General features: G+C 50.9%; 19 protein-coding genes and 1 pseudogene. 14 read left to right on the forward strand and 6 right to left on the reverse strand.

Features of this window, described 5'->3' with window-relative positions:
- A pseudogene (locus ACTBZS_RS03685) lies at positions 1–153 on the reverse strand (DDE-type integrase/transposase/recombinase); the annotation flags it as partial.
- Between the two features lie 226 nt (positions 154–379).
- Here ACTBZS_RS03685 and ACTBZS_RS03690 point away from each other — a divergent pair.
- Positions 380–988 carry a nucleotidyltransferase domain-containing protein gene (locus ACTBZS_RS03690; RefSeq protein WP_463043301.1) on the forward strand — a complete coding sequence of 203 codons (609 nt, stop codon included), beginning with the start codon at positions 380–382 and terminating at the stop codon, positions 986–988.
- A complete protein-coding gene (locus ACTBZS_RS03695; RefSeq protein ID WP_463043302.1) occupies positions 942–1388 on the forward strand; it encodes a DNA-binding protein in 447 nt (148 codons plus the stop codon). Before ACTBZS_RS03690 ends, ACTBZS_RS03695 begins: the two co-directional genes overlap by 47 nt.
- Before the next feature lie 11 nt (positions 1389–1399).
- Here the strand turns inward: ACTBZS_RS03695 and rodA are convergent, their stop codons facing one another.
- The 5 genes from rodA to ACTBZS_RS03720 all read right to left on the reverse strand — a co-directional run bounded on the left by rodA (position 1400) and on the right by ACTBZS_RS03720 (position 7062).
- A complete protein-coding gene (gene rodA / locus ACTBZS_RS03700) occupies positions 1400–2506 on the reverse strand; it encodes a rod shape-determining protein RodA (RefSeq protein ID WP_460430364.1) in 1107 nt (368 codons plus the stop codon).
- Entirely contained in the window at positions 2487–4538 is a 2052-nt protein-coding gene (mrdA, locus tag ACTBZS_RS03705) for a penicillin-binding protein 2 (protein ID WP_463043303.1), read from the reverse strand. Before mrdA ends, rodA begins: the two co-directional genes overlap by 20 nt.
- A 9-nt stretch (positions 4539–4547) precedes the next feature.
- Entirely contained in the window at positions 4548–5048 is a 501-nt protein-coding gene (gene mreD, locus ACTBZS_RS03710) for a rod shape-determining protein MreD (protein ID WP_460430362.1), read from the reverse strand.
- Positions 5049–5051: 3 nt separating this feature from the next.
- On the reverse strand, positions 5052–5954 hold the full coding sequence (gene mreC, locus ACTBZS_RS03715; RefSeq protein WP_463043304.1) for a rod shape-determining protein MreC: 903 nt from the start codon (positions 5952–5954) through the stop codon (positions 5052–5054).
- A gap of 64 nt (positions 5955–6018) precedes the next feature.
- Positions 6019–7062, reverse strand: a complete 1044-nt coding sequence (locus ACTBZS_RS03720) for a rod shape-determining protein (RefSeq protein WP_022653873.1) — start codon at positions 7060–7062, stop codon at positions 6019–6021.
- 168 nt (positions 7063–7230) lie between these two features.
- On the opposite strand from ACTBZS_RS03720, the gene gatC reads away from it, so the two are divergent.
- The 12 genes from gatC (at position 7231) to murG (ending at position 21278) form a co-directional block, all read left to right on the forward strand.
- On the forward strand, positions 7231–7518 hold the full coding sequence (gene gatC, locus ACTBZS_RS03725; RefSeq protein WP_022653872.1) for an Asp-tRNA(Asn)/Glu-tRNA(Gln) amidotransferase subunit GatC: 288 nt from the start codon (positions 7231–7233) through the stop codon (positions 7516–7518).
- A 34-nt stretch (positions 7519–7552) separates the two neighbouring features.
- Positions 7553–9007 (forward strand): Asp-tRNA(Asn)/Glu-tRNA(Gln) amidotransferase subunit GatA, encoded by a 1455-nt coding sequence (gene gatA / locus ACTBZS_RS03730; RefSeq protein WP_460430360.1) that lies wholly within the window; start codon positions 7553–7555, stop codon positions 9005–9007.
- A 33-nt stretch (positions 9008–9040) separates the two neighbouring features.
- Positions 9041–10468 carry an Asp-tRNA(Asn)/Glu-tRNA(Gln) amidotransferase subunit GatB gene (gatB, locus tag ACTBZS_RS03735; RefSeq protein ID WP_463043305.1) on the forward strand — a complete coding sequence of 476 codons (1428 nt, stop codon included), beginning with the start codon at positions 9041–9043 and terminating at the stop codon, positions 10466–10468.
- Positions 10468–11445 carry a 16S rRNA (cytosine(1402)-N(4))-methyltransferase RsmH gene (rsmH, locus tag ACTBZS_RS03740; RefSeq protein WP_463043306.1) on the forward strand — a complete coding sequence of 326 codons (978 nt, stop codon included), beginning with the start codon at positions 10468–10470 and terminating at the stop codon, positions 11443–11445. The genes gatB and rsmH overlap by 1 nt, the downstream gene beginning before the upstream one ends.
- Positions 11427–11753 carry a cell division protein FtsL gene (gene ftsL, locus ACTBZS_RS03745; RefSeq protein WP_463043307.1) on the forward strand — a complete coding sequence of 109 codons (327 nt, stop codon included), beginning with the start codon at positions 11427–11429 and terminating at the stop codon, positions 11751–11753. The genes rsmH and ftsL overlap by 19 nt, the downstream gene beginning before the upstream one ends.
- Positions 11750–13519, forward strand: coding sequence for a peptidoglycan D,D-transpeptidase FtsI family protein (locus ACTBZS_RS03750; RefSeq protein ID WP_460430356.1), 1770 nt, complete (start codon positions 11750–11752; stop codon positions 13517–13519). The genes ftsL and ACTBZS_RS03750 overlap by 4 nt, the downstream gene beginning before the upstream one ends.
- Entirely contained in the window at positions 13516–15015 is a 1500-nt protein-coding gene (locus ACTBZS_RS03755; protein ID WP_463043308.1) for a UDP-N-acetylmuramoyl-L-alanyl-D-glutamate--2,6-diaminopimelate ligase, read from the forward strand. The genes ACTBZS_RS03750 and ACTBZS_RS03755 overlap by 4 nt, the downstream gene beginning before the upstream one ends.
- Positions 15012–16376: a UDP-N-acetylmuramoyl-tripeptide--D-alanyl-D-alanine ligase gene (locus ACTBZS_RS03760; RefSeq protein WP_463043309.1), complete on the forward strand. Its 1365-nt coding sequence runs from the start codon at positions 15012–15014 to the stop codon at positions 16374–16376. Before ACTBZS_RS03755 ends, ACTBZS_RS03760 begins: the two co-directional genes overlap by 4 nt.
- Positions 16377–16475: 99 nt before the next feature.
- Positions 16476–17561 (forward strand): phospho-N-acetylmuramoyl-pentapeptide-transferase, encoded by a 1086-nt coding sequence (gene mraY / locus ACTBZS_RS03765; protein WP_460430353.1) that lies wholly within the window; start codon positions 16476–16478, stop codon positions 17559–17561.
- A 47-nt stretch (positions 17562–17608) separates the two neighbouring features.
- Positions 17609–18997 (forward strand): UDP-N-acetylmuramoyl-L-alanine--D-glutamate ligase, encoded by a 1389-nt coding sequence (gene murD, locus ACTBZS_RS03770; RefSeq protein WP_460430352.1) that lies wholly within the window; start codon positions 17609–17611, stop codon positions 18995–18997.
- 41 nt (positions 18998–19038) lie between these two features.
- Positions 19039–20214, forward strand: coding sequence for a putative lipid II flippase FtsW (ftsW, locus tag ACTBZS_RS03775; protein ID WP_460430351.1), 1176 nt, complete (start codon positions 19039–19041; stop codon positions 20212–20214).
- The gene (gene murG / locus ACTBZS_RS03780; RefSeq protein ID WP_463043310.1) at positions 20211–21278 is read left to right on the forward strand and encodes an undecaprenyldiphospho-muramoylpentapeptide beta-N-acetylglucosaminyltransferase; all 1068 of its coding nucleotides are present in this window, start codon (positions 20211–20213) and stop codon (positions 21276–21278) included. The genes ftsW and murG overlap by 4 nt, the downstream gene beginning before the upstream one ends.
- Positions 21279–21412: the final 134 nt, after the last annotated feature.

A 21412-nucleotide genomic window follows, 5' to 3' on the forward strand; every position in this document is an offset into this window, starting at 1 on the left:
CAAGAAGAAGCGTTCCATCACTGCGTTATCCCAGCAATTGCCTTTGCGACTCATACTGCACAGCATACCGTGTTGCTTGAGTAAGGTTTGGTACTCATCACTGGCGTATTGGCTGCCGCGATCCGAGTGCATGATGAGGCTAGAAGGTGGTTTACTGGCTTTGCCTTTCTCATGAGCGGATAGCGACACAACAGCGATTGGTAAGGTGTGTTGAGAAAAATAAACGCATTTTGTTGGAATAGAAATTCCATATCAATGTTTTTTGTATTTTTCTTTGAGTAAAAGATCGCCATGCTGATATTGCAGGCAGATTGATGGATGGCGAGTGTAGTAATTTGTAGTTGAAGATGCTACATTCGTAGCAAATGGAGCTACATTTATGTTGATGGAACTGCTGTTTGGTGCCTATCGCCAACGTGCATTAGGTTTACTGTTGTTGCATCCTGAATCGAGCTATCACGTTAGAGAGATTGCTCGTTTAACTGGAACTTGTGCGGGGACGCTGCATAAGGAGTTGAGCCGCTTGGCGCAAGTGGGGGTATTGCTGCGGCAGCAACGAGGTAATCAGGTTCTTTATCAGGCAAATCGGGCATGTCCTATTTTTCCTGAGTTAGCCAGTTTATTCCGTAAAACCAGTGGTTTAGTGGATATTTTAGCCGACAGCTTACAATCGCTAGGCAGTGAAATTGCTTTTGCGTTTGTGTTTGGATCAATGGCGCGAGGTGATGAACAGCCTTTAAGTGATGTGGATTTAATGGTGGTTGGCACCGCTGATTTCGCTCAAGTCGTTGCCCAACTCTATCCTGCTCAAGAGCAAATACAGCGAGAAATCAACCCTGTTGTTTACTCTCTACAAGAATGTATTCGGCGTTTTGAAACAAATGATTTTTTTATTAAACAGGTATTAGCACAGCCGAAACTGTGGGTAATTGGAACTGAAGATGACTTTGGAAAATTTATTCGCGATTCACAAACTACAAAGGTTTGACAGTCATCCTGCTGCAATACAGCGTCTATTAGCGGCGGCTGAGCGAAATTTGTTAGATGCTGGGATTGTGGAATTAAGCACAGAAAACCGTTTTGATGCCGCTTATAAATGCATCATGCAATGCGCGATGATCGGTTTGTGGGCACATGGTTACCGGACTGCGACACACCAACCTGGACACCATCAAACCGCATTGCAAGTGTTACCGAAGACATTGGGTATCTCCCAAGAGCGGGTGGTTGTGTTAGATGCTTTGCGCAAAAAACGTAATCTTAGCGACTATGAAGGTGATGTGATTAGCGACAGCATGGTCGAGACGTGTTGCCAGCAAGCGGCGATATTGCTGCATGAAACCCGCGAGTGGTTACAGCAATATCGCCCCGAGCTATTGCAAGGCTAGGCGTATGTGGATTAACGCTTTAGCAATGGCCGATTTTTGTGGATGGACATTAAAATCCCAAAGCCGGTCAAAATGGTCACCATCGCGGTACCGCCATAGCTTAATAACGGCAGCGGTACACCCACCACAGGCAAAATACCGCTGACCATGCCCATATTGACAAAAGCGTAGGTGAAAAACGAGAGCGTGATTGCACCGGCGAGGAGGCGGCCAAAGAGGGTGCTGGCGTGGGCGGCGATGATCAGACCACGCATGATGACGCACAGATACAGCAACAATAACACCGCATTGCCCACCAGCCCGAATTCCTCACCATAAACAGCAAAAATAAAGTCGGTGGTTCGTTCTGGGATAAATTCAAGATGGGTTTGTGTGCCAGAGAGCCAGCCCTTGCCAAAGATACCGCCTGAACCAATAGCAATCATTGACTGAATAATATGGTAACCATCACCGAGTGGGTCTGCCGTTGGGTCGAGCAGGGTCAACACGCGCCGTCGCTGATAATCATGCAATAAATTCCACACCACTGGCAGACTTGAGGCAAAACCAATTAACAAAACCGCAATGACTTTCCACGGTAAGCCGGCAAAGAAAATCACAAACACCCCAGCAAAGATAATCAAACTGGCGGTGCCTAAGTCAGGTTGTTTCAGCACAAAAGCCGCTGGTAGCGCAATAATGACTGTGGCCATCACAAACTGTCGCCAACCGATATGCCCTTCATGCTTTTGAAAATACCACGCTAACATCATCGGGACGGCCAGTTTCATAATTTCCGATGGCTGAATCCGTGTGACACCGATATGCAACCAGCGTCGTGAACCGTTCACAATTTCACCAAACAGCGCCACCCCAAGCAATAAACACAGACCACCGACATACATCGGCACGGCGAACAACATCAACTGTTGTGGTTTGATATTGGCAATGCACCACATCAAGCTCATGGCAAACACAATGAATGTCAGCTTGTTGGTGAGGCGGTTTGGGTTTTCATTCGACGCGCTGTAGAGCACAACCAAACCCAAAACAAACAAAACACAAGTCAATAAAAACAGCCAGCCATCAATCGGCTGGCAGATACGTTTCCAAAGTCGTTCAATCAGATGTGCGTTCATCGCTTTGACCTTCACCACTTGGCTGGCTAGTGGTGTTTTGTGTGCTAGTGGCTGTCGGTTTGCTAGGTTTTTTCTTAGGCTTCGCCGCAGCAGTTTGTGCGGCGGCTTCTTCAGGCTCGATGCGTTTACCTAACAAATAAAAATCCATCACATTGCGTGCCAGCGGTGCAGCAGCAGCAGCACCCCAACCGCCGTTTTCCACAATCACGGCCACGGCAATCTTGGGTTGTTCTACAGGGGCAAAAGCAATAAACCATGAGTGATCGCGATGCTGTTCCGCCAAGGCGGCGGCATTGTACTTAGCCCCTTGTTTAATCTGCACCACCTGTGCCGTACCTGTCTTGCCCGCCATACGGTATTGCAAACCTGCACCGATACGATTGGCTGTCCCACCGGGCTTTAACACCGCTTCCATCGCATCCTTCACAAACTCAACATGCTTGCGTTTGAAGTGATAATCCGCTGCGGGTTGGGGTTCGATAATTCGTTCTTGGCGATTGGCTGGCGATACCACTTTTTTGACAATATGTGGCCGATACGCAACCCCATTGTTGGCCAAAATTGACGTTGCCCATGCCATTTGCAGCGGCGTGTAGGTGTTATATCCCTGTCCAATCCCAATTGGCACCACATCGGCAGGCAACCAGCGGCGATGTTCGGGTTTATAACGCTTGCCAGCAAAGCGTTTGGCTTTCCATTCCTTGGTGGGCAATACCCCCTTGGCTTCGCCATCAAGGTCAATCCCTGTTTTCTCGCCTAAACCGAATTTAGCCAACTCTGGTGCAATGCGGTCGATACCCATATCCCATGCCAATTTGTAGTAATAGGTATCTGATGAAACTTGGATGGATTTATACATATTGACCGAGCCATGTCCGGTTGGCTTGGAGTCGCGGAAGCGGTGGTTTGAACCCGGGAGAGAGAAATAACCCGGGTCGGGAATGGTGTAATCCGCAGAACGGAATCCGGTTTCGAGCGCAGCCATCGCCATAAATGGCTTGAAAGTAGAACCCGGGGGATAGAGCCCACGCAAGGCACGATTGATCAATGGTCGTTGCCAATCTTCATTCAGATCTTTCCAGACCTGAGGATCAAGACCATCAATAAACAGGCTGGGATCAAATGTCGGTTTGGAGACAAAGGCCAATACCCCGCCGGTTTCTGGTTCAATCGCCACTAAAGCACCGCGACGATTGCCAAATAATTGGTCGGTGTATTCTTGCAGTCGAATATCTAATGCCAGATGCAGATCGCTGCCATTGACTGGCGGTGTGCGGCGCAGGGTGCGTACTGCATGGCCGCTGGCATCGACTTCGACTTCTTCAAAACCGGTTTTGCCATGTAAATCTTGTTCATAACTGAACTCTAAGCCGGTTTTACCAGTATGCGTGCTACCACGATATTCTGAATAACGCTCTTCTTCTTTAAAACGGTTTTGGTCTTTTTGGTTGATGCGGCCAATATAGCCAATCACATGGCTGGTGATTTCGCGGTAGGGATAATCACGGAACAAACGCGCTTTAATTTCCACCCCGGGAAACCGATAGGCTTGGGCGGCAAAGCGTGCCACTTCTTCATCGGTGAGACGGGTACGGATTGGCAGGCTCTCAAAATTTCGGCTTTCTTCTTGCAATTTCCGAAACCGCTTACGGTCGCGTGGTTCAATCGCGATTAACTTAGCCAACTCATTCAGCGTGTGTTCTAAATTGGGTGTTTGGCTGGGTGTGATTTCTAGCGTATAGGCAGAATAATTCTGTGCCAACACAATGCCATTGCGGTCGTAAATCACCCCACGATTCGGCGGAATAGGGACCAGCGAAATACGGTTGTTTTGTGCGGCGGTCATAAAGTGTTCATATTGCAACACTTGCAACCAAGTAAAGCGGCTGAACAACACCCCAAAGGCCGCCACAATTAAGACAAAGGCAATAATCAACCGCAGGCGAAATTCATTTTCTCGAGCGGGTGCGCGTGTTTTAGGCGTTTTAGGCCGACGGCGGAAATCAGGACGGACACGACGATACGACACCATAATGCGAAGTTATCCTGCCTGATGATAGCGTTGCGGGACCAACAGCAAATTGGTGAGAAGTGGCCACAACAAAGCCCCAACAAATGGGGAAAGGAAAAAGCCCCAACCAATGAAGGGTGCACCCAATACTATCCGTGCCACTAACATCACGATCTGATTGCCCATGAGTAAGCCAAAAACGACTAACGATTGTTGGCCAAGGTTGTACATCACCACTTGTCGTTGCCGAGATTCAACAGCATAAGCGCTGATGCTATAGGCCAAAGCGTGTTGTCCTAACAGGCTGGCGCTGGCAATGTCGGTCAACAAACCGGTGAAAAAACCAGCAAAAATACCAAAGCGACTGGGCCGGTTAATCGTCCAATACAACACCACCATCGCAGCCAGATCGGGAATCCACCGCACCGTGCCACGGTTAAATGGCAATAACTCCAACAACAAGGCAATCACAATGCTCAATACAACATAGCGAACCTTAACCGGTTTCAACAATTCCTTAGGGCGATCCATGACTTACGGCTTACCTTTTTTGGCAGATGGGGCTGGTGTGGTTTGAGCGGCTTCTTCTGGCCGTGGTGGAAGTTCAATTTTTTCAGTGAGTACCAAGGCAAAACGGCGACTATCCACGGCACCAATAGGCGTACAGCGCACAACAGAGAAAGGATTGCCGGCGTGACGTTCAACACTGCTGACCCGTGCGACATCCAATCCAGCAGGATAGACCCCATCAATGCCCGACGTAACCAACAGATCGCCAGCGCGAATATCAGCGCTACCACTGACAAAGCGCAATTCAATACCGTTACCCGTACCAAAGAGCACCGTGCGCAGTCCGTTGCGTTGCACCATCACCGGTACGGAATGATTTTTTTCAATAATGAGGGTGACTTCTGAGGTCAGCGGTGAAACACGCGTGATTTGACCAATCAAACCACGATCATCCACCACCGGAAAGCCAGATTCAATGCTGTCTTGGCTTCCTTTGTCGATCACAATTTTGTGGCTGAATGGGTCACGGCCGGTATATAACACCTCAGCCAGACGTGCCTCGCCTTCCCGCGCTTGGGCTAATTGATGTAAGGCGCGCAGTTGGCGGTTTTCTTGGGCAAGTTCTTCATGGCGTTGTAAACGTGCAGACAAAATCAGAGCATGTTCACGCAAGGCGCGGTTTTCTGCTTGTAGCTCACTTTGCTTTACCATGAACTCGCTGCCTTGCCGAATCAAGCCGGTTGGCGTATTCACCACCCATTGTAATGGGTAGAGCAGCAGCGACAGGGTATCACGCAGCGGAACCAATAAACCCAGCCGGCCATCGGCAATCAAACAGGCTATCGACAGCACAGCGCAAATCATCAGCTTGGTGAGCGGACGTAGACCACGGCGAAAAAAGGGAGGCGGGGAAGATGCAATGTCCATACACACTCAAGATGAAACAAGCGACGCCGCACAAGGCGGCGTCGAATGGAACGCAAAAAAGCAATTAGTCGTTGGTAAAGATGGTACCAACTGCCTTGTCCATTTTTTCTAAGGCTTTGCCTGAGCCGCGCACCACACAAGTCAGTGGGTCTTCTGCCACAAACACGGGCAATCCAGTTTCTTCGGCTAACAAGCGGTCGATGTCACGCAATAAAGCCCCACCACCAGTCAACACCATGCCTTTGTCGGCAATATCTGCCCCCAGCTCTGGTGGTGTTTGTTCCAAGGCAATTTTCACTGCCGAGACAATTTGATTCAATGGTTCGGTGAGGGCCTCGAGAATTTCATTACTCGAAATGGTGAAAGCACGTGGAATCCCCTCGGCGAGGTTACGGCCTTTGACTTCCATCTCTTTCACTTCCGGTGCGGGGAAGGCCGAACCAATCGTTTTCTTGATTTCTTCCGCCGTGGTTTCACCAATCAACATGCCATAGTTACGGCGAATATAATTGATGATGGATTCATCGAATTTATCACCGCCGACGCGAACCGAGTTTGAATAAACGATGCCACCGAGTGAAATCACCCCGACTTCGGTTGTCCCACCGCCGATATCGACCACCATCGACCCCGTGGCCTCTTCCACTGGCAGGCCAGCACCAATCGCTGCTGCCATCGGTTCTTCGATCAGTTCTACGCGGCGGGCACCTGCGCCCAAGGCCGACTCACGAATGGCGCGGCGTTCTACTTGAGTGGAACCACAAGGCACACAAATCACAATGCGTGGACTAGAAGCAAAAAAGCGGCTTGGGCTGACTTTTTTAATAAACTGTTTGAGCATTTGCTCGGTAACAGTGAAGTCAGCAATCACACCATCTTTCATTGGGCGAATCGCCGAGATAGAACCGGGGGTTCGACCTAGCATTTTTTTAGCTTCAAGACCGACGGCCAGAATCGATTTTTTGTTGCTGCTGGCTTCGTGTTGAATCGAGACCACAGAAGGCTCGTTAAGGACAATGCCTTTTCCGTTGACGTAAATCAACGTGTTGGCAGTGCCCAAGTCAATGGCAAGATCGTGAGAAAAATAGCCGGTGATGGAGCGAAACATGGTTAACCTGTCGTGTGTGTGCGAAAAAGTCGTATTGTCAGGTACAAAACGGCTCGAATTGAGTTCGTGGTATTAAGCGGACGTCTGAGCTTGGCCGAGAATGGGCAGAAATAAGCGCTCTATGATACCCTACAAAGCTTGGATTATTAAAGTTTTCACGGGGTTCTTATGTCTTTATCTGCTGCAGACATTACACGTCTTGCGCGTTTGGCAAGAATTGGCATCGAAGCTGGGGAAGTGGATGCGGTAGCCAATAAACTCAACAATGTGTTTGGTTTGATTGAAAAGATGCGTGCCGTGGATACCACTGGTGTGGCGCCAATGTCGCATCCTCAGCCATTGGGATTACGGTTACGTGACGATGTGGTCAGTGTCGAGAACCAACGCGAAGCGTTTTTGGCCTGTGCCCCACAAACTGAAGCTGGCCTCTATTTAGTGCCACGCGTTATTGAATAATCGAGTTGATTCTGTTCCTCGCCCTAGGATGTTTATGATTCACGCTACGCTAAAAGAGCTGACCCGTGCCTTAGCTGCGCGGGAGCTATCCAGCCGTGAGCTGGTGAGTGCTTACCTTGATCGCATTGCTGCGGTTAACCCGACTTTAAATGCTTTTATTTCTGTTGCCGAACGCGAGAGTGCCTTAGCGGCGGCAGATGCGGCAGACGCGGCACGCGCAGCTGGCCAAGCCGGTTTGTTTACTGGTATCCCCTTGGCACATAAAGATTTATTTGTGACCCGCCAATTGCCGACCACCTGTGGCTCAAAAATGTTGGCCAACTTTGTTTCACCCTACGACGCCACCGTAGTCGAGCGCTGTCAAGCCGCTGGTTTTATCAATTTAGGTAAAACCAATATGGACGAATTCGCGATGGGCTCGACCAACGAGAGCAGTTATTTTGGTGCGGTGAAAAACCCTTGGGATGTGCAAGCCGTGCCGGGGGGCAGTTCTGGTGGTTCGGCGGCGGCGGTGGCCGCTCGGATGGTGCCGGTGGCAACAGGCACTGACACCGGTGGTTCGATTCGCCAACCGGCGGCATTTTGTGGGATTACCGGTATTAAACCTACGTATGGTCGTGTCAGTCGTTATGGCATGGTGGCTTATGCCAGCTCACTCGATCAAGGTGGGCCGATGGCACAAACTGCCGAAGATTGTGCGTTGTTGTTAAATGTGATGGCTGGCTTTGATGGCCGTGACTCGACCAGTCTTGATGTGGCAGCGGAAGATTTCTGCCGTGATTTACAGCAACCCTTGACCGGTTTGAAAGTCGGTTTGCCAAAAGAATTTTTTGCAGCTGGGTTAGATGGTGATGTGGCGCGGGTCATGGATGAGACCGTGCAACAGCTGAAACAACTGGGTTGTGACATCGTTGAAATCACGCTGCCTAAAACCGAATTGGCCATTCCTGCTTACTATGTGATTGCACCAGCAGAAGCCAGCTCGAACTTAAGCCGCTATGACGGGGTGCGTTACGGTCATCGTGCAGCAGAATATCGTGATCTCAACGATATGTATGAACGTACGCGTGCCGAAGGCTTTGGGGCTGAAGTGAAGCGGCGTATTTTGGTCGGTACGTATGTGTTGTCGCATGGCTATTACGATGCGTATTACTTACAGGCGCAGAAAATTCGCCGCCTGATTGCCGACGATTTCCAAGCTGCCTTTGCGCAATGTGATGTGATTTTAGGGCCTGTGGCCCCCACGCCGGCATGGAATTTGGGCGAAAAAGCTGACGATCCTGTGCAAATGTATTTAGCCGATATCTACACGTTATCGGTCAACTTAGCTGGCTTACCGGCAATGAGCGTACCGGCTGGGCTATCGGCGCAACAACGGCCAATTGGTGTGCAACTGATCGGAAACTATCAACAAGAAGCGCGTTTGTTGAATGTGGCCCACCAGTTCCAACAAGTGACCGACTGGCATCAGCGTCGCCCTGCTCTCTAATCTCTGCCTCGTCTTGCAAGAAAGATCCTGTCTATGAAATGGGAAGTTGTGATTGGTCTGGAAGTGCATGCGCAGCTTTCGACCCATTCTAAAATTTTCTCGGGTGCCAGTACGGCATTCGGTGCCGAGCCGAATACACAAACGGCAGCGGTGGATATTGCGCTCCCGGGTGTGTTGCCGGTGATGAATCGCATGGCATTACAAAAAGCCATCCGTTTTGGCTTGGCGATTGGTGCCAAAATCAACCAAACCTCGGTATTTGCACGCAAAAACTATTTCTACCCTGACTTGCCAAAAGGCTATCAAATCAGTCAGTTAGATTTGCCGATTGTTGAAGGTGGGCAAATCACCATTACGGTAGGCGAAGCAGAAAAAACCGTGCGTTTAACCCGCGCCCATTTGGAAGAAGATGCGGGTAAGTCGTTGCATGAAGATTTTCATGGCATGACCGGCATCGACCTCAACCGTGCAGGCACACCATTGCTAGAAATTGTGTCCGAACCCGATATGCGTTCGGCGGCAGAAGCCGTGGCGTATGCGCGTGCTTTACACGGTTTGGTGACTTGGTTGGGCATTTGTGACGGCAATATGCAGGAAGGCAGTTTCCGCGTGGATGCCAACGTCTCGGTCCGGCCTGAAGGTCAAGAGGCCTTTGGTACTCGCCGTGAGATTAAAAACCTCAATTCTTTCCGTTTCCTTGAACAAGCGATCAACTACGAAATTCAATGGCAAATTGAGACCTTAGAGGATGGCGGACGAGTGCAACAGGCCACTGTGCTGTTTGACCCTGATAGCGGTGAAACACGCCTGATGCGGACCAAAGAAGATGCCCACGATTATCGCTACTTCCCCGATCCTGATTTATTGCCCATGAAAATCAGTGATCAAGAAGTGGCCGCGATTCAAGCCGAACTGCCCGAATTGCCTAGCCAAATGAAAGCCCGTTTTGTCGAGCAATATGGGGTGTCTAGCTATGATGCTGCGTTATTGACAGCAAACCTAGACATTGCTCGTTTCTTCGAGGCCATGGTGGCCGAACAAGTCGAAGGCAAATTGGCTGCAAACTGGCTTAACGGTGAATTTGCCGCCCGCTTGAACCGCGAAGAAAAAACCTTGGCCGATTCGCCAATCAATCCGGCGCGCTTTGCCTTGTTGTTACGCCGCATCAGCGATAACACTTTGTCGTCAAAATTAGCAAAACAAGTATTTGATGCAATGTGGAATAGCGAGCTATCAGCAGACGACATCATTGAACGCGATGGTTTGAAGCAAGTTTCTGATGTAGGCGCGATTGAAAAGCTGGTGGAAGAGGCGATTGCCGCCAATCCAAAAGCGGTGGAAGAATTCCGCGCTGGCAAAGAAAAAGCCCTGAATGCTTTGGCCGGTCAGGTGATGAAAGCCTCTAAGGGCAAAGCCAACCCTGCACAGGTGCAAGAGATTTTGCGCCAGAAATTAGCATAATGACGACGGTGGCAGCCAACACTTCTGCCCAATCTGCTTTCGTTCACCGCACTGTCCTCTTGGACGAGGCGGTGGACGCCTTAGCGATACGGGCAGATGGGGTGTATGTTGATGGGACGTTTGGCCGTGGTGGACACTCGCGTTTGATTTTATCCAAACTCGGTGAACAGGGCCGTTTGGTGGTGTTTGATAAAGATCCTCAGGCCATTGCCTGCGCGCAAGCGATAGCTGACCCTCGGTTGGTGATTGTGCATGATGGTTTTACCACTTTCCGCCAACAGTTAGATGCCTTGGGCATCGCACAAGTTGATGGGGTATTACTCGATTTGGGGGTGTCTTCCCCGCAAATTGATCAAGCAGAACGCGGTTTTAGTTTCCGCTTTAATGCGCCCTTGGATATGCGGATGGACACCACCCGTGGCATGACTGCAGCCGAGTGGTTAAATACAGCGGCAGAGGCTGACATTGCCGAGGTGATAAAGACATATGGCGAAGAACGGTTTGCTCGCAAAATTGCAGCGGCAATTGTGCAAATACGGGCCGAAAGCCCGCTTGAAACCACGGGCCAGCTCGCCCGCTTGTGTGCGGAAAACGTCCGCTCTCGCGAACCGGGTCAAGATCCGGCGACACGCACCTTCCAAGCTATTCGCATTTTCATCAATCGCGAACTTGAGGAATTAAAAGCGGTATTGCCGCAGATTGTCGCCAGTTTGCGTGCCGGTGGCCGCTTGGCGGTGATTAGCTTTCACTCGCTGGAAGACCGCATAGTCAAACATTTCCTGCGTGATCTAGAGCAAACCGACGATTTACCGTCATGGGTTGCTGTGCGCCGTGAAGACATTCCTGCATCGCCGATTACCACGGTGGGTAAGCCTATCAAAGCCTCTGCCGCCGAGGTTGCGGCCAATCCACGGGCACGCAGTGCCATTATGCGGGTGGCAGAACGCACAGCAACGGCATGGGAGCAGCCAGTGTGATTCGTACCAACTTGGTTTTGTTAGCCATTTTGATTGCGTGTGCGATGAGTGTCATCAGTGCCCGTCATCAGTCACGCAAGCTGTATAGCGACCTACAGCGTGAGATCAAATTTGCTGCCCAACTCGAAGTGGAATATGGCCGCCTACAACTAGAACAAAGTACGTGGGCGGCACATGGTTTGATTGAGCGTGCCGCGACCGACCGTCTGCAAATGCAAATGCCCGAGCCAAAAGAAATTCAGGTGTTACCGAGCCGAGGTAGCTTACATCTTCCTGCGCCAAAAACCACTTCTGGGGGCCAGCGATGAGTCTGTGGCGTGGTTCTAGCAATCTTTTGCAGCAGCGTAACCGTGTCAATAAGCCAGCGAGCAGCACCGTTCGTCTTCCAACCATGCGTGTGCGTTTGGTGGCATTGGGTTTGGGTTTGCTTTTGGTGGCGCTGTTGAGCCGAGCGGTGTATCTACAAATCTACAAACAAGATTTTTTAGAGGGCCAAGGTGAGGCGCGTTATAGCCGTACTTTGCGTCTAGAAGCCAATCGAGGCCAAATTGTTGACCGCAACGGTGAACCCTTGGCGATTTCCACGCCGGTAAAATCAATTTGGGCCAGTCCTGCTGATATGGCACCGATTGAGCCTGCTAAATTGCAGCAACTGGCACGCCTGTTAGAAATGTCGTCAGGTGAGGTGCAGGAAAAATTGGCCGACCAGCGGCGCGAATTTGTGTATCTCAAACGCCAAGTCAATCCTGATTTGGCAGACCAAATCATGGCCTTAAAAATTCCGGGTATTGCGGCACAGCAAGAATTCCGCCGTTTTTACCCTGCCGGTGAAATGATGGCGCATGTGATTGGCTATGTCAGTGTCGATGGCAAAGGTCAGGAAGGCTTGGAGCTGGCGCGGGAAAATATGCTGGCTGGGCGGCCGGGCAGCCGCCATGTGATTAAAGACCGGCGTGGCTATATTGTTGAAGATGTGGCAGCGATTGAACATCCACGAGATGGCCAAACGCTGGCCTTATCGTTGGATCGCAAAATTCAATATTTGGCCTACCGTGAACTGAAGGCAACCGTCGAACAATTTAAAGCCAAAGCCGGTGGGTTGGTGGTGTTAGATGCCCACAGTGGTGAAGTGTTGGCGATGGTGAATTTGCCGACTTTCAATCCAAACAATCGTGCCAAGCTCGACCCGGCTATGCGCCGCAATCGCGCTTTGGTTGATTTATTCGAACCTGGTTCAACACTCAAGCCATTTCCGATTGCGTTGGCCTTAGAAAAAGGGCTGGTGCATCCAGACAAAGTATTCGATACCAACTCATTTACGATTGGGCCAGCACGGGTACGCGATTCTCACCCTGAAGCGTCGTTGTCGGTGACGGGGATTTTGCAAAAATCGAGCAACGTCGGCACCAGCAAAATCAGCTTGATGATGTCGCCGCAAGAAGTGTGGACATTCTATGACGAGCTTGGTTTTGGTCGTAAACCGCAAACCGGCTTCCCGGGCGAGGCCTCAGGCAAATTGCGTCCCCATAAGAACTGGCGTCCGATTGAGCAGGCTACCATGAGCTTTGGTCATGGCATTTCATTGAGTCTGATGCAGTTAGCGCGGGGCTATACCATTTTTACCCACGATGGCCAGCTGTTGCCGATTTCCTTCTTGAAACAAACGGTACCTCTACCTGGGCGGCAAGTGATCAGTGCAGAAACGGCACGCAAGATGCGCGAAATGCTGTTAACCGTAACTCAACCGGGGGGGACCGCCGTACGGGCACAGGTTTTAGGATATAGCGTGGGTGGCAAGACTGGTACGGCGCGTAAGTTAGAAAATGGTGTCTATAACCGCGATAAACATATCGCTTCGTTTGTGGGTTTTGCACCGGCGCATCAACCGCGTTTGATTATCGCGGTGATGATTGATGAACCGACGGAAGGCTCGTACTACGGTGGTTTAGTCGCTGGGCCGGTGTTTAGCCGCGTGATGGCAGGGAGCTTGCGTATCTTAGGCGTTGAGCCCGATCAACCTCATCAAAACTCCATTATCCCGACCGATGCCCCAGAAATCCGAGAAGAAACATGATTAGCTGTTTAACCCCTTTATCTGCTTTTGATTTATCGCAGCTCAACACCGTTATTCCTGCAGGGGCACGGTTGGAAAACGACAGCCGCCGTGTTCAAGCCGGTGATGTCTTTGTCGCCTGCCGTGGTGAATACAGCGATGGCCGTGATTATATCGCTGCCGCCTTACAACAAGGGGCGGTTGCTGTGTTATGGGATGATGCCGACGGTTTTCAATGGCAACCTTCATGGCATGTGCCCAACTTGGCCATTCCCGCATTGCGGGCGCGGATTGGTGTGGTATTAGCACATGCTCTTCACTATCCATCACAGTCGTTGGATGTGGTGGGCGTGACGGGCACCAATGGTAAAACTTCGATTACCCATTGGTTGGCGCAAGCATGGCAAGCCGCAGGGCATACTGCGGCGGTGATTGGCACCGTTGGCAATGGTTTATGGGGGCAACTCTCTCCAGCGACCCACACCACGCCCGATCCCTTACGGGTGCAATACCTGTTAGCGCAATATCGCCAAGCAGGGGCACAGGCCGTGGCGATGGAAGTGTCGAGTCATGGTTTAGACCAATATCGTGTGAATGGTGTCGGGTTTCGTTGTGCAGTATTCACCAACCTGACCCGTGACCACCTTGATTATCATGGTGATATGCAGGCCTATGGTGAAAGTAAACGGCGTTTATTTTATTGGGAAAATCTGCAAACAGCAGTGATTAACCAAGATGACGCGTTTGGACAGCAGCTGTTACAACAAGGGTTGCCAGCTCACTGTCTTTCTTATGGTCTGCTTGGGGGTGACATTCGCCCACTGGCGATGCAGATGGATTTATCGGGTTTTCAATTAGACATCGCCACGCCATGGGGCAATACCGAATTACACAGCCGCCTGTTGGGGCGCTTTAATGTGCAAAATCTCTTAGCGTGCTTGGGCGTGTTGCTCAGTGGTGGTATGCCGCTGGCGCAAGCCTCTGCCGCTTTAGCTGCGATTCAACCGGCACAGGGACGGATGCAAAGTTTTGGCGGTGGTGAACAGCCGCTGGTGTTGGTCGATTATGCCCATACCCCCGATGCGCTGGAAAAAGCCCTGTCCACTTTGGCAGAAATTCGCCCTGCCGGTGGGCGCTTGTGGGTGGTGTTTGGCTGTGGTGGCAATCGTGATCGCGGTAAACGGCCTTTAATGGGTGAAGTTGCTGGTCAATTAGCAGATATTGCGGTGGTCACCAGTGATAACCCACGTCATGAAGACCCCGAACAGATTGTGCAAGATGTGGTTGCTGGGATGCGCGCTGCCCGTGCGGAAGTCGTGGTACAGGTCGATCGTCGTCAAGCCATTCAGTGGGCGATTCAACAGGCCGCTGCCGGTGATGTGGTGTTAATTGCCGGTAAGGGGCACGAAGATTATCAAGAAATTGCAGGGGTAAAAACCCCATTTAGTGATGCTGAAGAAGTGCGCTCTGCCCTCAACGGCATGGCTTCTCCCCTCGATTCTGTGGAAAAAACATGATGTTTGCTCTGTCTCAAGCTGCAAGCTGGTTGGGTGTGGCATCGGTGCCCGAATGGTCGACAATCATCGTCAAGCGGGTTGTCACCGACAGCCGCGCCATTCAAGCGGGTGATCTATTCATTGCCCTAGTCGGTGATCGCTTTGATGGCCATGATTTTGTGGCACAAGCCTTGCGTGATGGTGCCGTGGCGGCAGTGGTTGCCCATCCGGTGGCGGATTGCACCGGCCCGTTGTTGCAGGTTGACGATACCTTGCTGGCGCTGGGGCAATTAGGGCGTTCGTGGCGAGAGCAATTCTCTTGTCCTGTGGTGGCCATTACTGGGTCGAACGGTAAAACGTCGGTGAAAGAAATGGTCGCGGCGATTTTACGCGCCGCTTGTGCTGATGATGCCGCTGTGCTGGCAACACATGGCAACCTCAATAACGAAATTGGTGTGCCACTGACCTTGCTGTCTTTGCGTCCACATCATCGTTTTGCCATCATTGAAATGGGCATGAATCATCGTGGTGAGATTGCCCGTTTGACACAATTGGCACAGCCTTCGGTGGCTTTGGTCAATAATGCCATGCGCGCCCACTTGGGGCATTTCTCGGATGTCAGTGAGATTGCCGAGGCCAAGGGCGAGATTTTCCAAGGCTTGCAAGCTGATGGGGTGGCAGTGATCCCGCTGGATGATCCACATGCTGCACGATGGCAACAGTTGGCAGCGGGCTGTCAACAACTGACCTTTGGGATAGAGGGGGGGCAGGTGTATGCCTCCTCCGTGTCGTTAGCGGATGAAGGCAGTCGTGCAGAGTTTCACCTTGCGAGTGAAAGTGTGCCGGTGCAATTACCGTTGCCTGGTGAACATATGTTGCGTAATGCACTGGCTGCGGCAGCGATTGCCCACGCCTTGTCGATTCCTGCAGCAGCGATAGTGACGGGTTTGGCACAGTTACAACCGGTCAAGGGGCGTTTATATCGGCATCGGTTGCCAGATCAACGGGTGGTGATTGATGACAGTTATAACGCTAACCCTGATTCTGTCCGCGCTGCGATTCGGGTATTAGCGGCAGGCCCCGAACCACGTTGTCTCATTTTTGGTGACATTGGTGAGTTAGGGGCATTTTCCGCTGCGGCACATCGTGAGATAGGCGACTATGCCGCTGAACAAGGGATTGATTATGTGCTGACATTGGGCGAGTCGAGCGCCTTAGCCAGCGCTGCATTTGGCGATGGCGGATGGCATTTTGGGCAGGATATCGAGGCCTTATTACGTGCCTATCATGCCCTACTGCCCTTGCCGCACACCACCTTAGTCAAAGGGTCGCGCTTTATGGCAATGGAGCGAGTGGTACAGCGATTGTTGGCGAATAAATAGTAAGCTTCTGCGCTACAATGTTGCACCGCAATGTCAACATTGCTGGCAAAGAAACCATTGATACCTGATAAGGCCGCCATTTGGGGCAAGGAGAGTTGTGTGTTGTTGTGGTTGGCCGATTGGCTAGGCGGCTATGTTCGCGCATTTAACGTTTTTAATTACATCACTCTGCGGGCCGTATTGGCATCGCTGACTGCCTTAGGGATTTCTCTGTGGTCGGGGCCGTGGGTGATCCGCAAATTAACTCAACTGAAAGTGGGACAGGCCGTCCGTGATGATGGCCCACAAACCCACTTAGTGAAGGCTGGCACCCCAACGATGGGGGGCACCTTAATTTTGCTATCGATTGGGATTACCACGCTGTTATGGGCCGACTTATCGAATAAGTATATTTGGTTGTTGCTGGCCGTGTTATTTGGCACAGGTGCGATTGGTTTTTACGATGACTGGCAAAAGGTCGTCCACAAAGACCCAAAAGGGATTTCTGCCCGCGCTAAAATGTTTTGGCAATCGGCGATTGCGATTGGTTCGGGGGTATTTTTAGTCACCACCGCTTCGTTGCCGGCTTCGACTGAATTTATCGTGCCCTTTTTCAAAAATGTGATCTATCCCTTTGGGGCGATTGGGTTTTGTGTTCTGACTTACTTTGTCATTGTTGGGACATCAAATGCCGTCAATCTGACCGATGGCTTAGACGGTTTGGCGGCGATGCCAGTGGTGTTGGTGGCTGCAGCCTTATCTGTTTTTGCTTATGTGGCCGGCCATACAGTGTTTGCGCAATATTTAGGACTACCCCATATTCCGGGGGCACACGAAGTTGTCGTATTCTGTGCCGCGATGTGTGGGGCGTGTTTAGGTTTCTTGTGGTTTAACGCCTATCCCGCGCAAGTCTTTATGGGCGATGTCGGCGCTTTGGCTTTAGGTGCGGCGTTGGGTGCAGTGGCGGTGATTGTGCGGCAAGAGATCGTACTATTTGTCATGGGTGGCGTTTTTGTGATGGAAGCTGTCTCGGTGATGCTGCAAGTTGCATCCTTTAAATTGACCGGCAAACGTATTTTCCGCATGGCACCACTTCATCACCATTTTGAATTAAAAGGTTGGAAAGAAACCCAAGTCGTGGTGCGCTTTTGGATTGTTACCATGATGTTGGTGTTGGCTGGGTTGGCGACGTTAAAACTGCGCTAAGGCGAGGGCTTCAGCGTTTTTGCGGATGTGGCGGACGAAAAATGAACATGACGGCAACAACTTTATCGCGTGGCCTAGACGGTAAAACCGTGGGCATTGTGGGGTTAGGGGATTCTGGTGTCGCAACCGCACACTGGTTACGTGGACACACCAAACAGCTGATCTTGATCGACAGCAACCCCGATTCCCTCGCAGCACAACACCTACAAGAACTCGAGTTTCCCGCCGAGTTCCGTTTAGGCTCATTCACTGCAACCACCTTTGCGGGTTGTGATTGTTTGGTCGTCAGCCCGGGGGTGCCGTTGGCAACCCCCGAAATTGCCGCTTTCCGGCGTCAGGGCGGCGAAGTGGTCGGGGATGTCGAGCTGTTTGCTCGTACGCTGTCTCCACACGCAGTGAAGATCATTGCCATCACCGGCTCTAACGGCAAATCGACGGTAACCGAGCTGTGTGGGCATTTATGTCGTCATGTTGGGCTCGATACTGTGGTGGCAGGCAATATTGGTTTTCCGGTGTTAGCCGCTTTATTGCAAGCAGAAAATAACGGCGCGTTGCCCGATATTTTTGTGTTGGAGCTGTCTAGTTTCCAACTGGAAACCACCACCTCGTTAAATGCCACGGCGGCAACGGTGCTGAATATCTCAGAAGACCATCTCAACCGTTATACCGATTTACTCGACTACGCTCATAGCAAGCGTGCCGTGTTTAATGGCAATGGGGTGCAAGTGCTCAACCGCGACGATTTATTTGTCCGTGCGATGGCGCGACAAGGTCGTCCGGTAAAAACCTTTAGCCTGAGTTTTCCTGCTGATTATCGGATGGTGACCCGTGAAGGGGCGCCTTGGTTGAATATTGATGGCATTGCTGTCTTTGATTTAGCCAGTTTTCCGCTGACTGGTTTGCATAATGCGGCGAATGCGTTAGCTGCGCTGGCATTGTGTGAGGCCTGTGGTTTAGACCGTGAACAACTGTTGGTTGGATTGGCCTCGTTCCGTGGTTTGCCACACCGAGTGGAGTGGGTTGCCAAAATTGGAACGGTTGATTTTTACGATGATTCAAAAGGCACCAATGTCGGTGCTACCGTGGCCGCATTGAATGGTATGTCACGCCGTGTGGTGTTGATTGCTGGCGGCGATGGAAAAGGACAGGACTTTACGCCACTGGCGCCAGCTTTGGCGCGAATTGGTCGCGCAGTGTTATTGATTGGTCGTGATGGGCCGACAATTGAACAGGCCTTGGGCGAATTAGACATGCCGGTTGAACGCTGTGCTTCCCTCGAAGAAGCCACACAAAAAGCCTTGGAATATGCACAACCAAACGACGTGGTGTTGTTGTCTCCGGCGTGTGCTAGCTTTGATATGTTCCGCAGCTATGCCCATCGTGCCGAGGTATTTGTGATGGAAGTGTTGCGTTTGGCGGGTGAAGCCTCCGCCTAAATCACCCACCCCTACCCTGTGGGTTTTTCTTTGAGGTAACTATGAAATTGCGTTTGCGCTGGAATCAAAGCGTTGGACGCCCTTCTATTCCCCAAACCAGCTTAGATGAGCCTTTGATGTGGGTCATTGCTGCCCTGCTATCCATTGGGTTGGTCATGGTGTTTTCGGCATCAATTGCGTATGCCGAAGCGGGGCGTGATACCAACAGTCGTTATTTCTATCTCGTCCGTCACTCAATCGTATTAGTGATTGCACTGACGGGCGCTTGGGTGACTTTTCAATTTCCTTCTGAATTTTGGCGCAAGCATGCGCCAAAGTTGTTTATGTTTGCCATGTTTTTATTGGTGCTGGTGTTAGTGCCCGGTATTGGTAAGGTGGTCAACGGTTCGCGGCGTTGGATTTCATTGGGGTTTATGAACTTACAACCGTCAGAAGTGATGAAGCTGGCCGTGGTGTTGTATGCCGCTGATTACACGGTACGCAAAGCTGAGTTTATGCACAGCATTGTCAAGGGCTTTGTCCCCATGGCAGTAGCGGTGTTACTGGCGGGGACGTTGTTGCTGTTAGAGCCCGATTTTGGTGCATTTGTGGTGGTGGCCTCGATTACGATGGGGACGCTGTTCCTCGGTGGCATTAACGGCAAAATTTTTACAGGCCTGATTTTTACCTCACTGGCTGGCTTTGTGTTGTTGATCATCAGCTCACCCTATCGTTTAGAGCGGGTGGTGGGGTTTATGGATCCGTGGCGTGATCCCTATGGTAAAGGCTATCAGCTGTCGCATTCTCTTATCGCGATTGGTCGCGGGGGGTGGGATGGTGTTGGCTTGGGTAATAGTGTGGAAAAGCTGTTTTACCTACCAGAAGCACACACCGACTTTTTGATGGCAGTGATTGCAGAAGAATTTGGTCTCATTGGGGTGTCAACCGTAATTGGTCTGTTTGCATGGTTAGTCTGGCGTGCTTTTCAAATTGGCCTCACTGCGCGTTCACAAGAACGCTATTTCCAAGCGTTGGTGGCACAAGCAACCGGCATCTGGATTGGGGTTCAGGCATTTATCAATATCGGGGTGAATATGGGTCTGTTACCGACAAAAGGTCTGACCCTACCGTTATTGTCCTATGGTGGCAGTGCTTTATTAGCCAACTGTGCCATCTTGGCTATTTTATTGCGGATCGATTGGGAAAACCGGCGAATTTTACGGGGATATAAACTGTGAGCAAACGAACAGCACTGATTATGGCAGGGGGGACCGGTGGTCATATTTTCCCTGCTTTGGCTGTCGCGGATCAATTACGGGAAAAGGGCTGGGACATTATTTGGCTTGGTGCCGAAGGGGGTATGGAAACACGCATTGTCCCCCCGCGTGGTTATACGGTAAATACCTTGGCCATTAAAGGTTTGCGTGGCAATGGTTTGTTGGGGTGGTTAAAACTGCCATTCACCCTGTTGCGTGCGTTTAGTCAATGTGCGGCCTTGATTCTGAGCCGGCGGCCTGATGTGGCCTTTGGTTTTGGCGGCTACACTGCCTTTGCCGGCGGGGTGATGATGCGCTTTTTCTGGAAGCCGTTGGTAATTCATGAACAAAACTCGGTGGCTGGTTTAACCAACCGCGTGTTGGCGAAAATTGCTTCGCGCACGCTGTATGCTTTTCCAACCGCTTTTTCTGACAAAACGGGCTTAGTGGGTAACCCTGTACGCGAAGAGATTGCATGCTTGCCCCTGCCGGCACAACGCTTTGCCGAACGTCAAGGCCCATTACGAATCTTGGTGGTGGGTGGTAGCTTAGGGGCTAAAGTCTTTAATGATGTGGTGCCCGCTGCTTTGGCCTTATTGCCAGTAGAAAAACGCCCGACGGTGATTCATCAGGCAGGAAAACAACATATCGAAGCACTGCAACAGGCCTATCAAACAGCCGCTGTACAAGCCGACACCCGCGCTTTTATTGATGATATGGCTGCCGAATATGCCAAAGCCGATATTCTAATTTGTCGTGCCGGTGCTTTAACCATTGCTGAATTAGCAGCAGCGGGTTGTGCCAGCATTTTGGTGCCCTTTCCACATGCGGTTGACGATCATCAAACAGGCAATGCCCGTTTATTGTCCGATTGCGGTGCAGCATGGTTAATTCCTCAACCTGAATTAACTGCAGCAAAACTCGCCGAATTATTAAGCGGATTATCCCGTGACACCTGTTTAACGATGGCAGAAAAAGCACGACAACATGCGTGCCCTGATGCGGCAAAGCGGGTTGCTGAAATCGGTATTTCACTCACTGCTTAAGTGAAAATACGGAAAAACCGCAAAAAATACGGTATTCTTACAAGCTGTTTATGAAGAACTCGGCAGTGGTAGAAACAGGCAATTACCTGTACTATTTCGCCCCTTTTCATGCTTAAGTCATCCCGTTTATCTGC

This window comes from Aquaspirillum sp. (genome assembly GCF_055136605.1).